9 protein-coding genes are annotated in these 14,945 nt (G+C 66.9%); 4 read left to right on the top strand and 5 right to left on the bottom strand.

Translation table 11 applies throughout. The features are described from left to right. Window positions 1–129: 129 nt before the first annotated feature. The 3 genes from BSF38_RS17805 to BSF38_RS17795 all read right to left on the bottom strand — a co-directional run bounded on the left by BSF38_RS17805 (window position 130) and on the right by BSF38_RS17795 (window position 2,595). Window positions 130–1,077: an outer membrane protein assembly factor BamB family protein gene (locus BSF38_RS17805; protein ID WP_076347833.1), complete on the bottom strand. Its 948-nt coding sequence runs from the start codon at window positions 1,075–1,077 to the stop codon at window positions 130–132. A gap of 325 nt (window positions 1,078–1,402) precedes the next feature. Continuing rightward, on the bottom strand, window positions 1,403–2,071 hold the full coding sequence (locus BSF38_RS17800) for a GNAT family N-acetyltransferase (protein ID WP_076347831.1): 669 nt from the start codon (window positions 2,069–2,071) through the stop codon (window positions 1,403–1,405). A 293-nt stretch (window positions 2,072–2,364) separates the two neighbouring features. Continuing rightward, window positions 2,365–2,595 carry a hypothetical protein gene (locus tag BSF38_RS17795; protein WP_210405617.1) on the bottom strand — a complete coding sequence of 77 codons (231 nt, stop codon included), beginning with the start codon at window positions 2,593–2,595 and terminating at the stop codon, window positions 2,365–2,367. A 391-nt stretch (window positions 2,596–2,986) separates the two neighbouring features. On the opposite strand from BSF38_RS17795, the gene BSF38_RS17790 reads away from it, so the two are divergent. Continuing rightward, on the top strand, window positions 2,987–4,948 hold the full coding sequence (locus tag BSF38_RS17790) for a primary-amine oxidase (RefSeq protein WP_076347829.1): 1,962 nt from the start codon (window positions 2,987–2,989) through the stop codon (window positions 4,946–4,948). A gap of 463 nt (window positions 4,949–5,411) precedes the next feature. On the opposite strand, the gene BSF38_RS17780 is transcribed toward BSF38_RS17790, so the two are convergent. Then, the gene (locus BSF38_RS17780; RefSeq protein ID WP_076347827.1) at window positions 5,412–6,509 is read right to left on the bottom strand and encodes a DUF1559 domain-containing protein; all 1,098 of its coding nucleotides are present in this window, start codon (window positions 6,507–6,509) and stop codon (window positions 5,412–5,414) included. A 113-nt stretch (window positions 6,510–6,622) separates the two neighbouring features. Next, window positions 6,623–6,817 (bottom strand): hypothetical protein, encoded by a 195-nt coding sequence (locus BSF38_RS17775; protein WP_145952201.1) that lies wholly within the window; start codon window positions 6,815–6,817, stop codon window positions 6,623–6,625. A gap of 1,098 nt (window positions 6,818–7,915) precedes the next feature. On the opposite strand from BSF38_RS17775, the gene BSF38_RS17770 reads away from it, so the two are divergent. The 3 genes from BSF38_RS17770 (at window position 7,916) to BSF38_RS17760 (ending at window position 14,598) form a co-directional block, all read left to right on the top strand. Beyond that, window positions 7,916–8,767: a response regulator gene (locus BSF38_RS17770; RefSeq protein WP_076351063.1), complete on the top strand. Its 852-nt coding sequence runs from the start codon at window positions 7,916–7,918 to the stop codon at window positions 8,765–8,767. A gap of 305 nt (window positions 8,768–9,072) precedes the next feature. Beyond that, window positions 9,073–12,507, top strand: a complete 3,435-nt coding sequence (locus BSF38_RS17765) for a hybrid sensor histidine kinase/response regulator (RefSeq protein ID WP_076347823.1) — start codon at window positions 9,073–9,075, stop codon at window positions 12,505–12,507. A gap of 54 nt (window positions 12,508–12,561) precedes the next feature. Beyond that, window positions 12,562–14,598, top strand: a complete 2,037-nt coding sequence (locus BSF38_RS17760) for a diguanylate cyclase (protein WP_076347821.1) — start codon at window positions 12,562–12,564, stop codon at window positions 14,596–14,598. Window positions 14,599–14,945 lie beyond the last annotated feature (347 nt).

Below are 14,945 nucleotides of genomic sequence, written 5' to 3'. Positions count from 1 at the left end.
GGAAGAGGAGAGGAATCGAGAAGGATTCGGGAAGGTCAATCCATTGAGTCGTTCCCCCTCCGTATTCTCCGACTCCTCCGTGGTGAATTTCTTCGACCCAACAATTGGACCTTGTTCGTGGACAAGCCCTTACTTCGCCGAGCCAGCCTCGTCCAAAACGACCGCCGCGGCGAGGTCGTTGCCGAACGTGTGGAAATCTTTGAGGGTCCAGACGACCTTTTTATCTCGGGTGACTTCAATCAGTTGGGGGTTGTTGGGGCCGGCGTGGGTGTTGCCGAAGACGATGTGGCCGTTGGGAAGCACGGCGAGCGAGGTGACCCACTTCAGGTGGATGCCCGGCAGCTCGTCGTGGCCGATGCTCCAGACGACTTGGCCGGCGGGGTCGACCTCGATCACGCGATTGCCGTTGCCGGTCGCGATCAGGGTGTTGCCGCTGGCGAGTCTCAGAGCGCCAAAAACCTCGGTTCCGTGGCCGTCGTGGCCGGGGGTCGCCGGGCGGCCGTCCAGGTCGAGCCGGTACGACCAGACGATGGCGCCGTCGGGGGCGTATTCGTGAACGGCTCCGTCGAGTTCCTGGCAGACGAGATAGTGGCCGTTCGCCAGCTTGCGAACGAGCCGGGTGTCTCGGTGCGAATCCGGTTTTTCCACCTTCAGGTCGACGGAGTGGACGATCTTGCCCTCGCGGTTCACTTCGATGATCCGCCGGTTGCCGGTCTCGGCGATCATCGTCAGGCCGTCGTCGAGTCGCTGAACCGCGTGGACTTCGATCGGGCCGTTGTAGCCGGACCGGGGTGCGGAGGTGTAGGACCAGACGATCTCCTTCGCGGGGTTGATCTCGACGACGGTCGCCGCGCCCGTGTGGGTGAGGATGTTGCCGTTGGGCAGCAATTGCAGATCATGCACTTGCGACTTCAGCGGCATCTCCCATTCCACGTCCCCCCTGGCGTCGATGATCGCCAGGCGCCCTCGATCCGCGCCCAGAACACGACGCGACGCGGGCCCCTGGGCGTCCGCGGTCGCGGTCCAGCCCAGAACGGAGAGAACAAGCCCAAGGTGGAACGCGGATCGTGCGTGCATCGTGCAAACTCTCTCTTCGTTGTGGCGGGGCGCGGACTGGCTAACGGACTTCACCTAGAGCGGTTCACCTTTGAGTTGCGCACAGCCGGGTTATCCGGAAGACCGCATTACTGTAGGGGCGTCCCTTGTGGGCGCCCGAATTGCGGGGGTCGCCGCAGTCGCCGACGCCGATCGGGCGCCCACAAGGGACGCCCCTACGTGCGCAACCCAGACGCAAACCGCTCTAGATGGTGGCGTGCAAGTGCTTGACGTGCAAGTTGGCGCTTCGCCGCGAGCGGAGGAAGAGATAAGGCCGTTCTCTTGCCCCTTCGCTTTCACGGACGGTTCAGAATCGACGGACGCGAAGCAGCGACAGCTCGCGGCGCACGACGAAGCCGAGCTTTTCGTACGCGGTCCTCGCACCGGCGTTGTCGCCGGCCACGTGCAGGAACGGCGTCAGGCCGTCTTGGAGGATTTCGTCGACGACCAAGGTGATGAGCCGACTCGCGTGGCCCCGGCCTCGGTGGTCGGGATGCGTGCAGACGCCGCTGACCTCGCGACAGCCGTCCAGGAACATCCGCTGGCCCGCCATCGCGACCAGCCGGCCGTCTCGACGGACGCCGAAATAGGTCCCCATCTCGATGGTCCGCGACCGGAAGTATCCGGGGAACGCCAGCGCCGTCAGTTCCAGCATGTCCGGTACGTCGCCCGGCCCGAGGACGGAGTAATCGTCGCCGATCGGCGTCGCCTCGACGCGGCGCTCGTGCACCATCTGCAACAGCGCGGAGCGGCGTTCGACCTCCCAGCCGGCAGGCGGCGACGGATTCACTTCCATCAAATAAAGCGCCTCGCCGGGCGTCGCCAGGTCCGCCGACTCGTCGCTGTCGACGGCCTCGCCGCCAGCGGTCGCGAGGAACGGCGCCACGTCGGCGGGATAACGCTTCACCCGCCCGGCTCCCAGGGCGAAATGCGCGTGGCGGGTCGCAAGAGCATTCCAGACGGGATTGTCGAGCATGGTCTTATGAGCCTCGGGCGAACTTCCCGACGAACCACGAACGCATGACCCGAGGCGCGTGTTCGTCGCGGGGAACGGCGTCGACTCCGGCGCGGGCCGCACCCAATTATAGCGCGGCTTGCATTTGAGTTGCAGGAGGATCGGAGCCGAATCCCCTTCTCCCTAATCCTTGCGCGCGGACGACCCGACACTTATTCCGAGACCCCCACAATCCGTGATGATCCGGGTACAGATACAAACCAGCATGACGCCGTTGGGACAGTCCGTATCCGTTTTCAGGCTCATTGATTCCCTTACGCCGGCCCCACGGGTCCGCCCAGAGGCACCGGCGGGTACACGATCGGCGGGTTCGATCCCGGGAACGGCCCAGGGCTCGGCTCGGGCAGTGGCGCGGGCTCGACCGGCGGGTTCGTCGGCGGGCGCGGCACGGTCGGGTCGGAGGCGACGAGCCGCATGACGGCCGCCGAGGGCATCTCGCGCACTTCCAGGGCGTTCACCGCCGGCATGAATCGTCGTCGCCGCATGTCCTGACTCCTTGTCACGTCTCACATGTTCGCATGATAGGTTTCTGTGCACTTCGATGTGCATCGCACGCCGCAAGTCGTCGTGCTGGCTTGCGTGATAGCGTCCACACTCCAACCTAGGCCAGGTTTTGATGTGAGCGGACGAATTTCGGATCCAGACCTTCTTTAAGGGAGAATTGCCGGCCCAACGGCGGGGCCCCCGCGAAAAGTCCGGAGCAATCCAGGCAGCGTCTTGGAGATGTTCCTGGCCGTTGCGGGAGGTCTGGGGATTCGCTCGCCCATGACTCCGGGCATCTGGTACGATGCCGGCTCCTCCGTCTCTCCCGGAGTGTCCGCCCTCTTCGCGAATCGGGAGCACGCTGCACAATCCTTTGCGCACCTCGGAGGTCCCATGCTCGAACCGATCCAGATCTCGCGCGCCACGTCCGCGACCCGGGCGCGTTCCGTTCATCCGCTTGAACCGCTGAGCGCCGACGAGGTGCGTCGAACGGTGACGCTGCTCCGGGATGCGGGCAAGGTCACGCCGACGACGCGGTTCGTCTCGGTCGCGCTGCGCGAGCCGGCGAAGGATTCGGTCCATGGCTGGGACGGCGGGCTAGCGCCTCCGCGCGAGGCCTTCGCGGTCCTCTTCGACAACGCCGCCAACGCGTGCTACGAGACGTCGGTCTCGCTGGCCGACGACGTCGTCCTGAGCTGGGAGCACGTCCCCGGCGTCCAGCCGACGATGACGATCGACGAGCAGGTCGAGTGCGAACAGGCCGTCCTGGCCAGTCCCGCGTTCCGCAAAGCGCTCAAGGCGCACACCGGGGTCGACGACACGAGCCTGGTCATGGTCGACATCTGGAGCGCCGGGAACTACGGCACGGAGGAGGACGGCAACCGACGCCTGGCCCGGCCGCTCTGCTTCCTCCGCTCCGACCCGACCGACAACGGCTACGTCCGACCGATCGAAGGCCTGAGGCCCATCGTCGACCTCAACACGATGGAGGTCGTCCGCATCGAGGAATACGGGCGCTGGCCGATTCCCCCGGGCGGATCAAACTACGGAGCGAGCCGCCAGGAGCGGTTCCGCGACGACATCCGGCCGCTGGAGATCGTCCAGCCCGAGGGTCCGAGCTTCGAGGTCGAGGGGTATCAGGTCGCCTGGCAGAAGTGGCGGTTCGTCATCGGGTTCAACGCCCGCGAGGGCCTGACGCTCAACCATCTCCGCTACGACGACGACGGCCGCGAGCGGTCGGTGCTTTACCGGGGCTCGCTCACGGAGATGGTCGTCCCGTACGGCGACCCTGGCGAGACCCAGAGGCGCAAGAACGCCTTCGACGTCGGCGAGTACGGCATGGGCATGTGCGCCAACAGCCTGGAGCTGGGCTGCGACTGCCTCGGCCTGATCCGCTACTTCGACGCCCACCTGTGCGACAGCCGGGGCGAGCCGCTGACGATCAAGAACGCCGTCTGCATGCACGAGGAAGACTACGGCATCCTCTGGAAGCACACCGACCGGCGCCTCCCCGACGCGCCCGAAGTCCGCCGTTCGAGGCGTCTGGTCGTCTCGTCGATCTCGACGGTCGAGAACTACGAGTACGGCTTCTTCTGGTATCTGTATCAGGACGGGACGATCCAGTTCGAGATCAAGCTGACGGGCATCCTGTCGCTGGGCGCGGCCCGGCCGGGCGAGTCGCCGAAGCACGGCTGCCTCGTCGCTCCGCAGCTCTACGCGCCCAATCATCAGCACTTCTTCAACATGCGGCTCGACTTCGACCTCGACGGCGTCGCGAACACCGTCCACCGCGTCGACGTCGTCGCCGACGCCATCGACGAGAGCAACCCGTTCGAGAACGCCTTCCACGCCGAAGCCACGCCGCTGACGACCGAGAAAGCCGCGCGCGGGCATCTGAAACTGGAGACCGCGCGGACCTGGAAGATCGTCAATCCGCAAGCCAAGAACCACGTCGGCGAGCCCGTCGGCTACAAGCTGCTGCCCGGCGACAACGCGTTCCCGCTCGCCTCGCCCAACGCCTGGTGGCGCAAGCGGGCGCGGTTCGTCGACCACCACGTCTGGGTCACGCCGTTCAGCCCCGACGAGCGCTACGGGGCGGGCGACTACCCGAACCAGAGCCGAGGCGGCGACGGCCTGCTCCGCTGGACCGACCAGGACCGACCGATCGAGGCGACCGACGTCGTCCTCTGGTACACCTTCGGCCACACCCACATCCCCCGCCCGGAGGATTACCCCGTGATGCCGACGGCCTATATCGGCTTCACCCTCAAGCCGGCCGGATTCTTCACCGCCAACCCCGCCCTCGACGTCCCGCCGTCGGCGAAGAAAGACCCGGCCAAGAGCTGCTGCCACTAGCGAGATCCACGCGTGAATTGCAGACAGTAATCAAAATAGGCTGTCGCCAGCATACCTTCTCCCCTCGCGGGAGAAGGTGGCCGAAGGCCGGATGAGGGGGCGCGACGGCCTGGGGTTCACCCCTCGTCCGGCCGTTCCGGCCAATCGTCTTCGGCACGATTCTAGCCCCTGGGTAGGCGAGGGAAATTCCAGTCAGCCTCCATGCTTCGAGACGCCTTCTCGTTCTCCCCACCGGATCCACGCGTCGGCCATGCGACGCACCTTGCCCATGTTTTCGGGCGGGACGGGGTTTTCCTCGATGATCGCTTCCAGGGCCCAGAACCACTGGTCGGGCTCGCGGCGCAGCTCTTCAGAGGATCAACGGAACGACCGGCGAGCCCATCGGCGCGCGGCGAGGCCGGGTCGGAGTCGCTTGGAACTCCGGCCCGGCCCCTTTTGGAAGGGTACAGAGCGATCGGTCCGATCAATAGCTGTCGGAGCTGATGACTTCGCCGCCGTCGCGGGTGCCGAGGCCCCACCAGATGGGCCGGCTGATGGAGTCCTTGACGAAGCGGACGCTGCCGTCGGCCAGCAAGGTGTTGACGCCGCCGGAATGGTTGCTGCTGGCGCTGTAGCTGAATCCAGAGTCCATGTTGCAGCCTGCGCCGCAGCCGAACCGGCAGCCGCCGAAGCGGAACTGGCTGTCGTTGGGGGTCTGGATCGTGTTGAACATCGTGAAGCCCGAGGTGCCGTCAGCCCACCGCCAGCCGCGGTGGTCGGCGATGTTGCCCGCCACGAACGACGTGGCGCAGGCCTGGAGGCCCGCCATGACCGCAGCCATCTGGCTCGATCCGTTGTAGACGCGGGCGTTCGCCGGCTCGCCCGAGGCGGGCATGACGACGTTGCCGCGATACAGACTGGGCGCGTTCCCACCGCCGCCGATCCGGCCGTTGCCCTGGCCGTTGCCGGTCAGCGCCTCGGCGAACGCGATGGTGTTCGAGGAGCCGTCGGTGCAGTCCTTGACGCCGTAGCTCTGCATGACCGTGAACAGGCCGTTGCAACCCGCGTTGTTGTTGTCGTTGGGGTAGAACACGTTGCTGTTGGTCGTCGTGCCGTACGAACCGTGGTAGCTGTTGGTGTTGCGACGGCCGGCGTTGGAGTCGGAGGGGCAGAGGAAGCCGTTGACGATGGCGAGCACCACCGTGCCCTGCGCGGCATTGGGCGTTCCGTCGCTCTCCTCGGGCGAGAAGTTGAAGTTGATCGCGTTGTAGAGCGGCGCCTGCTCGATGTACGGGAGCATCATGGCGTGGGCGCTCCAGGTCGTCCAGTCGTCGTAGGTCGTCGGCGACGCCTGGTACACCCGGTTCGACCGCGAGCCGCCCATCGCGAAGACGTTCGACGACGTGTGGTAATTGTGCAACGCCAAGCCGATCTGCTTGAGGTTGTTCGTGCACTGGGCGCGGCGGGCCGCCTCGCGAGCCGACTGCACCGCCGGCAGAAGCAATGCGATCAAGACGGCGATGATCGCGATCACCACCAGCAATTCGATGAGCGTGAAGCCGCGTCGAACTCGAAGACTCATGACTCCCCCCCTGGATCCGAATACGGATTGAAAAACGACGAAGGAACGTGCGAGGAGAACCAGCCCCGTGGGACCGTCCTCGTCGACTTGAAACGAAAGCTCAAGGCGCGGCGTCACTTCCGTCGCGCGTCGCCCTTGTGGTACGCCTCGGACGGGGACATCCCGTTGATCTTCTCGATCTTGTTCTCGTTCGGGACGAACCGGCCCGAGCCGCCCCCCTCACTGTCGCCGCATCCACTGAGGAGAACGGCCAGACCGAGACCGACGCCGAAAACCAACCACCCGCGGACGGTACCTGGAAGAGGCATGACAAACTCCGAAATGTCCAAACCTATTGATCGCGTTCCGAATCCATCACAAAACGCAAGGCTTTACAACAAAACAGCACGCCGCCGCGCCGCGATCCTCTCGGCGTCGGTCCCTCCCGAGGCACGCGCGGACCATCCCGGCCAAGGCTTCCAAGCCTCGAGCGAACAACGTCCTCCGCGCGCTGGAACGACTGCTCACCTGCGATTCAACCGCCCCGCATTGCACGGTCCATTGGGGGGCGCATTCGGCGCGCGACTGCTAGAATCAATTGAGCAGACTATAATTCCGCGAACCAACCCATGCAACCGGTTTTCTCGTAATTCGTCCGGTTTTCGGCACACTATCTCCTAATACTTTAGGACTTGCCGTCCCCCGAAGGCCGGCCCATGTAATTCCTATCTTCATTTCCCAAATGTTTTCATTTCATGATTCACATAGCGCGACTTCTCTCTCACGCGGGCGGCACGCCGGATCCGGGCCGGCGACGGCGGCGGGACGGCCCCCGAGAGGAGGAGGACTCCTGTTCTTCTGTATCAACCACAAAGACTAAAAACTTATCATTAAGAAATTTTAATTACTCTTTTCGCCTTCAGGCCGGATTCGTCGCTTCGGCCCGCCGCGAGCGGGGGCGTTCGGCGGCCGTCGCGAGGGGGGGCGTCCGGGGACGGAGGGGAGCCGGGACAAGGGGGCTGGACAGTGGGGTCCCCGGGCCCTTAGATTAAGAGGGCGGCTCGTCCGCTCGGCGGCGGGGTCACAATCGCCGCGGATCTTGCTATCTCAAGGAGAGAGGAGCGCCGGCCCGGCGTGATCTCTTCTGATGATGCAGGGCCGAGGCCGAGGCCGTCCTGAGACGGCGCCGGGCGCCGCGAGAGTTCGGGTTTGTTGGATGCAGGGAAAGAGAGTGGGCCGCCGGATGCGCCGATCCCAGACGACGCACGTCGGGCGCGACCGCTTCGGCGGGTTCTCAGCGAGGGACTCGGTCGGATCAATCCCTTGCCACGATCGAGGCGGCGCGTGACAATATTTCCCACCCTGCCGAGATTTCATCGGCGAGGTTGGAAAGAGTCGATATTCCGTTTGCACGTTGAGTTATGCCCATGCCGCGCACGGTTCTGATCGTCGACGATGAGCGCGACACCAACGACATCCTGGCCAGCTTCGTTCGGTCCCGCGGCTTCGAACCGATCCAGCTCTACGCCGGTGGGCAGGTCAAGGCCGCCGTCGCCGAGCATAAGCCCGCGTTGATCCTGCTCGACATCATGCTGCCGGGATACGACGGTTTCGCCCTCTGCGACAGCTTGAAGCGGGATCGGGAAACGAACCTGATCCCGATCGTGATGGTCACGGCTCTCGAATCGTCGCAGCACCGGGCCGCCGGGGTGCGGGTCGGGGCCAACGGCTACCTGTCCAAGCCGTTCACGCCCACGCAGCTTTACGAGGCGATGGACAAGGCGCTCGCCTGGCATGAGGAGCACCAGAAGCGCGGCACCCACGGCGAGATCAATTTCGACATCCGCAGCGAACTGACCTATCTCCAGCAAGCCAACGACATGCTGGCCGACCTGTTCGCCCACACCCCGCTCACCGACCGCCAGATCAAGGATCTGAAGCAGGCCGTGATGGAGATGGGGGGCAACGCCATCGAGTGGGGCCACCGCAAGAACGCCGACCTGGTGCTGCGGATCACCTACCGCATCGACCCCAACTGCATCACGCTGATCATCAAGGACCAGGGGCCCGGGTTCAACCCCGGCAACCTGCCGCACGCCGCCTCCGACGAAGACCCCATCGGCCACATCGACCTGCGCAATGAGCTGGGGATTCGCGAGGGGGGGTTCGGCATCATGCTCGCTCGCGGCCTCGTCGACGACTTCTGGTACAACACCCCGGGCAACGAGGTCACGCTCATCAAGCGGCTCGACGCCCCGGTCGACAAGCCGTCGAGCTAGCGTCCTGAGTCGTCGATCCACCTTCTTCTCGCCGCCCTCGACCGACTCGATGGAAAACAACGGGGCGGCGCGACTTCCGTCTCCGGAACTCGCGCCTGGCTTGCGCGGCCTTTTCGCCCCTCGTTCATCGGGAAGGACGCGTCGCTTCGCGCCTCTCAATTCGATCGGGCGTGACCGCGATAGATGTCCTACACTCTGATAGGAACGACGGACGGAAGGCTCGACGGACGAGCGCGTCCGCAACGACGTTCGCCCCCATCGACGGGGCGACGCCGGAGTTCCGCACCCTCATCTCTCGGGTGAACATGGACAAGCGACTCGCCCTGCGGATGACGTTCCTCCTCACCGCGGCACTGCTTGGAGGATTCCTGTTCGTGCTCCAGGTCGGCGAACTGGAAGACCGGCAGTTGAGATGGGAACTGAAAGCCCTGGCGGAAACGCTCGCGGCGCTGATCGACCCCGAGCCGTTCCTGACCCCGCGATCGGTCGACGACCCAGGTCGGACGAGCGTCCAGGCGGAGCTCGACGTCGTGCGGAAGGTCTACGGCGACTGCCGCCGGATCGAAATCCTCGAGCGCCAGGGCAACCAGATCCGCCGGCTCGCAAGCTCGGACGACGAAGGTGGTCCAGCGGTCGATCACGACGAGCGGGCCGCGGAGCCGTTTTTCGACACCAACACGAGCATCGTGCTCGACCCGGAGGTCGAGAGCGGCGGCCTGGTGGTCTCGCGGGCGTTCGCCCCGCTCAAGCGGGCCGACGGCAAGCCGGGCCCGATGATCGCCGTCGAGATGATCGGCGCGGGGGGGTTCGACGGCCTGTCGCGGGCGCAGCGGCTGGCCGGTCTGGCCGTCGGCCTGGGCCTGCTGGGGATCGTCCTGGTCTGGCGCCAGCTTCACCGCGAGGCCCGCGTCGCCGAGGCGATCCGCGTCTCGGAAGAATGGTTCCGGGGTATCTCGCAGGCGGCGCTCAATCCGATCGTGGTGATCGACGACCGGGGCGAGATCACCTACTGGAACGACGCGGCCGAGCGGACGCTGGGCTACAGCCGCCAGGAGGTCACGGGGGTCGAGTTGCGGCGGCTGCTGAGCCCGCCGGAACTGTTCGACGACTACCGCCGGGGGCTGCCCGCGTCGGAACGGAGCGACGACGGCGGGGTTCGCGGCGACACGATCGAGCTGGCCGCCCTCCGCAAGGGGGGCGAGCGGGTGCCGATCGAGCTGTGCGTCTCGACGTTCCGGCTCGGCCGCCGCTGGCACACCGTCGGCGTGATGAGCGACCTGAGCGCCCGCAAGTGGTTCGAGGGCCAGCTTCAGGAGCGGGTGTGGCTCTCCGAGATGCAAGCCGAGGCGGGCGCGGTGCTTACGAGGTCGTCGTCGCTGCCGACGATGCTCCAGAGCATCGCGACGGTCCTGGCCGATCGGCTCGACGCCTCGGTCCGGTTCTGGACGACCGACCCGGCGACCGACCGCGACGTCCTGTGCGCCGAGGCGGGGGACGACCGACTCGCCGCCGGGGCCGACGAGCGTCGGCTCCTCGATCGAGTGAAGGCGACGCGGACGACGGTGGTCCGGACGGGGACGACCGACGACGGCGAATCGCCGATCGAGACGATCGGCTTCGCCCTCGAATGCGGCGGCGAGCCGGCGGCGGCGATGACCATCGCGCGGCGGAAGCCCGCGGCGGCGACCGTGCTCACAGTGCTCCACCTGGTCGCCTCGGAGGTCGGCATGGCGATCGAGCGGCTGCGGCTGATCGACACCCTCGACGCCGCGCGGGCCGCCGCCGAGCGGGCCAACCAGGCCAAGAGCGAGTTCCTGGCGAACATGAGCCACGAGATCCGGACGCCGATGAACGGAGTCATCGGCATGACCGAGCTGCTGCTCGACACCGAGCTGACCCCTCGCCAGCGCGACTTCGTGGAGACCGTCGACGACTCGGCCGAATCGTTGTTGGCGGTCATCAACGACATCCTCGACTTCTCGAAGGTCGAAGCGGGCAAGCTGACGCTCGACCCGATCCCGTTCGCCCTCCGCGACCTGGTCGAGGGGACGATGCGGGCCCTGGCCGTGCGCGCCCACGCCCGGGGCCTGGAGCTGGCCTGCCGGCTCGGTCCAGACGTCCCCGACGGCGTCGTCGGCGACTCCAAGCGGCTCCGTCAGGTGCTTGTGAATTTGGTCGGCAACGCGATCAAGTTCACCTCCGAGGGGGAAGTCGTGGTGACCGTCGATCGCGCGTCGGAGGAGGAGCCGGGCGGGCCCGACAATCTTCGATTCACGGTCCGCGACACCGGCGTCGGCATCCCGCTTGACAAGCACAAGGCCGTCTTCGAGCCGTTCGAGCAGGCCGACAGCTCCACGACCCGCCGCTACGGCGGGACCGGGCTGGGCCTCCCCATCGCCGATCGTCTGGTGCAGCTCATGGGGGGACGGATCGAGATCGACAGCCGGCCCGGCTTGGGCAGCACGTTCCGCTTCACGATCCCGCTGGTCGGCTCGTCGGCCGTCTCCGAGCCGATCCCGCGCGAGCGGGTCAAGCGGCTGGCCGGCCGGTCGGTGCTGGTCGTCGACGACCACGAGACCAACCGCCGGATCGTCGTCGAGCTGCTGGCCGGCTGGCGCATCGAGGCGACCGCCGCGGCCGACGCCCAGTCCGCCCTCGAAGCCATGCGGCGGGCCGCGCGGGCCGGCGCTCCGTTCGACCTGGCGCTGCTCGACCACATGATGCCCGGAACGGACGGTCTGGAGCTGGCGGCGGCGATCCGGGCCGACGCCCGACTGCGGTCGACGCCGCTCTTGATGACCACGTCCAGCGGCGACGGCGGCCTCGAAAGCCGCGCGGAGGCCCTCGGGATCAGCCGGATTCTCCACAAGCCGCTCCGACGAGTAGACCTTTGCCGGAGCCTTCTGGCCCTGCTCGCCCCCGCCGACGATGGTTCGGGCGACGGGGAGCGGCGGGCCGACGAACCCACCGGCGCGCGCGATCGGCTGCGGGTCTTGCTGGTCGAGGACAACCCGGTCAACCAGAAGGTGGCCTCGGCGATGCTCGAACAGCTCGGCCATCGGGTGACGATCGCCGACGACGGCCGGGCCGGCGTCGCGGCGTACCTGGCCGGGTCGTTCGACCTGATCCTCATGGACATCCAGATGCCCGAGATGGACGGGTTCGAGGCGCTGGCCTCGATCCGCGACGCGGACGACGGACGAGGGGGCCGGACGCCGGTCGTCGCCCTCACGGCCCACTCGATGCCGCGCGATCAGGAGCGTTGCCTAGAGGCCGGCTTCGACGGCTACCTCTCCAAGCCGATCCGCCGCGACGAGCTGGAAGTGCTCGTAACCTCGCTCGGGGGCATGAAAGGGGGCCGACCCGCCGCCGCTCCGAAGCCCGCCTTCGACCTCGGGTTCGCGCTGGCGCAGGCCGGGGGCGACGCCTCGGTGCTCGCCCAGCTCGCCGACCTGTTCCGGATTCACGCGCCGACGCAGCTTGGCGCCGTCCGCGACGCTGTGCGGGCCGGCGATGCGACGGCCGTCGCCCGCGCGGCCCATACCTTGAAGGGCTCGACGAGCGTGTTCTTGATTCGAGACAGGCTCGACGCGCTGCACGACGTCGAGCGGTTGGGAAAACAGGGGCGGCTGGCCGACGCGCTGGCCCGCCTGCCGGTTGTAGAAGCCCTGATCGCCGACCTGACCGCGGCGCTCGACCAGATGAGCGGTTGCGAACTCGTCGCCAGCGCGTCAGGGTGAAGATGTAGGCACGTCGATCGGAGGATCACCGTGAAGGAGAAACGAGGAACCGCCATGACCATCGCCCACGGCGCGCACGCCGATATGAGGGTCGGCGACGGAGCCGCGACGGCCGTCGACCAGACGATGGTGCTGGTCGTCGACGACAACCCGATCGACCGCCTGCACGCGGGCGCCCTGATCGAGCGCAACGCCTCCTGCAAGGTCTGCTACGCTCAGAACGCCGCCGAGGCGCTGGAACGGCTCGCCCAGGGCGCGGTGTCGGCCATCGTCACCGACCTCATGATGGAGGGGATGTCCGGCCTCGACCTCGTGCGGACGATCCGTCGCGAGCACCCGGGCATCCCCGTCGTCCTGATGACCGCGCACGGCAGCGAAGAGGTGGCGATCGAGGCCCTCCGCGTCGGCGCCACCGACTACGTCCCCAAGAGCCGCCTGGCCGTCGAGCTGCAACCGATCCTCGAGCGCGTGATCCAGGCTGCGTCGAGCGTCTCGCGGTGGCGGCGCGGGCTTCAGGGGCTGATCCGCAAGGAGTCGCAGTTCATCCTCGACAACGAGCCCGAGGAGATCGCCTCGACGCTTGAGTTCGTCAAGCAGCAGATCGAAGCCCTCAACCGCTGGGACAAGGCCGACGTCCTGCGGATCACGATCGCGCTCGACGAGGCCCTGCGCAACGCCGTCTTCCACGGCAACCTCGGCGTCTCCTCCGAGCTTCGCCAGGGGGACGAGCGGCGGTTCGACGCCCTGGTCCGCGAGCGCGCCGGCATCGCCCCCTATCGTGACCGCCGCGTCGTCCTGAACATCTTCCACGACCCCAAGATCTCGGGTTTCGTGATCCGCGACCAGGGCCAGGGGTTCGACGTGTCACTGGCGGAGCGGCCCATCGAGCCCGATGAGCTGCTCCGCCCCTCCGGCCGCGGGCTGCTGCTGATGCGGTCGTTCATGGACGAAGTGAGCTTCAACGCCGCCGGCAACGAAGTCACGATGATCAAGCGGCGGCCGCCCGACGATCGTTCCTCCGCGCACGCCGCGCCCTGCCCCGCCGACGACTGGAGCGTGCTGCCGCGGACCTGGAGCGACCCGGAACGGCTCGAAATCGAAGCCGAACCTGGAGCCGACGACCCACGGACCGCGACCTCCGACGACGCCCCGGCGGCCGTCCCCCTGCCCGAGCCCGAGGCGGCCGGGTTCGACCTCTACAAGGCGCTGCTCGACCGACTTCCCGACGCGGTTTGCTTCCTCGACGCCGACCACCGCGTCGTCTACTGGAACGAGGCGGCGGAGCGGCTTTCCGGCTATAGCCGCGACGAGGCGCTGCACCAGCTCGGCTTGCTCGACGCGCTCAAGTGGACCGACCATTCGGGCGCCGCGCTCGAGCGCGAGGAACTACCATTCTTGCAGTGTACGGCCCGGGAACGGCCCGCCGCAGCCCATCTGTTCCTGAAGCGCAAGGACGGCCGGAGGATCTGGGTTGAAGTCCGCAGCACGCCGGTGCGCAACGATCGGGGCGTGCTCGTCGGCGGTCTCTCGACGTTTCGCGACGCGACGTCGTCGATCGCCGTGGAGCACGCGTTCCGGCAGGTCCGCGAGGCGGCCGAGCGCGACCCGCTGACGGGCCTGGCCAACCGCCGACACCTCGACCGCATGCTCGACCTGCATCTTCAGGTCCTGGACCGCGACCACCGCCCGTTCTGCCTGATGATCGCCGACCTCGACCACTTCAAGCAGATCAACGACGCCTGGGGCCACACCACGGGCGACCGCGCCCTGGTGGAGTTCGCCAACCTGCTCCAGCGGCAGTGCCGGGCCGAGGACCTGGTGGCCCGCTTCGGCGGCGAGGAGTTCATGGTCCTGTTCCCGGACCATACGCTCGAAACGGCCGCCCGGATCGCCGAACGGCTGCGGGCGAACACCCCGACCGCCACCCCCCGCGAACTCGGCGACCGCCAGCTCTACGCCAGCTTCGGCGTCGCCCAGGCCGTCCCCGGCGAGACCCCCCAGCAACTCATCCGCCGCGCCGACGCCGCCCTCTACCGCGCCAAATCCCTCGGCCGCGACCGCGTCGAAATCGAAGACGCCCAGGCCGAATAGAGTCGAATACGCATACCAACGCGATAATCCCTATGAAAATGGGGCGTCGCGGCCGACTACTCCGTTTCATTTCTCATCGGATCGGGCGTTCCCAGACGGCGACACGCCGCTTCGTTCCGAATCATGCCGGCAATCGTGAGCGACGCCTGGATCGAAAATCAAGGCTTGCGGACCGCCATGCATCCGCGATTTCTCGAAATTGATTCAAGATGATCATTGGGTGCAAGGGCGGAATCCGATGGATTTCCGAAGGAAGGCCGTCGCGGTTGGATCGCTCCGGGCTTGAGCGCCGACGATCGACAACGCCACAATAGAAGGAAGATGGCGCGACGGGTCGGTCGCGTCCC

Origin of the sequence: Paludisphaera borealis (genome assembly GCF_001956985.1) — a bacterium.
Lineage (GTDB): Bacteria > Planctomycetota > Planctomycetia > Isosphaerales > Isosphaeraceae > Paludisphaera > Paludisphaera borealis.
Note: the sequence above shows the minus strand (reverse complement) of the source record. Positions and strands in the feature narration are given on the sequence as shown.

What these genes read in the sequence shown, in the direction of transcription:
- BSF38_RS17805 (WP_076347833.1), bottom strand. Translation starts at nt 1,077, where the DNA reads ATGCACGCACGATCCGCGTTCCACCTTGGGCTTGTTCTCTCCGTTCTG.
- BSF38_RS17800 (WP_076347831.1), bottom strand. Translation starts at nt 2,071, where the DNA reads ATGCTCGACAATCCCGTCTGGAATGCTCTTGCGACCCGCCACGCGCAT.
- BSF38_RS17795 (WP_210405617.1), bottom strand. Translation starts at nt 2,595, where the DNA reads ATGCGGCGACGACGATTCATGCCGGCGGTGAACGCCCTGGAAGTGCGC.
- BSF38_RS17790 (WP_076347829.1), top strand. Translation starts at nt 2,987, where the DNA reads ATGCTCGAACCGATCCAGATCTCGCGCGCCACGTCCGCGACCCGGGCG.
- BSF38_RS17780 (WP_076347827.1), bottom strand. Translation starts at nt 6,509, where the DNA reads ATGAGTCTTCGAGTTCGACGCGGCTTCACGCTCATCGAATTGCTGGTG.
- BSF38_RS17775 (WP_145952201.1), bottom strand. Translation starts at nt 6,817, where the DNA reads ATGCCTCTTCCAGGTACCGTCCGCGGGTGGTTGGTTTTCGGCGTCGGT.
- BSF38_RS17770 (WP_076351063.1), top strand. Translation starts at nt 7,916, where the DNA reads ATGCCGCGCACGGTTCTGATCGTCGACGATGAGCGCGACACCAACGAC.
- BSF38_RS17765 (WP_076347823.1), top strand. Translation starts at nt 9,073, where the DNA reads ATGGACAAGCGACTCGCCCTGCGGATGACGTTCCTCCTCACCGCGGCA.
- BSF38_RS17760 (WP_076347821.1), top strand. Translation starts at nt 12,562, where the DNA reads ATGACCATCGCCCACGGCGCGCACGCCGATATGAGGGTCGGCGACGGA.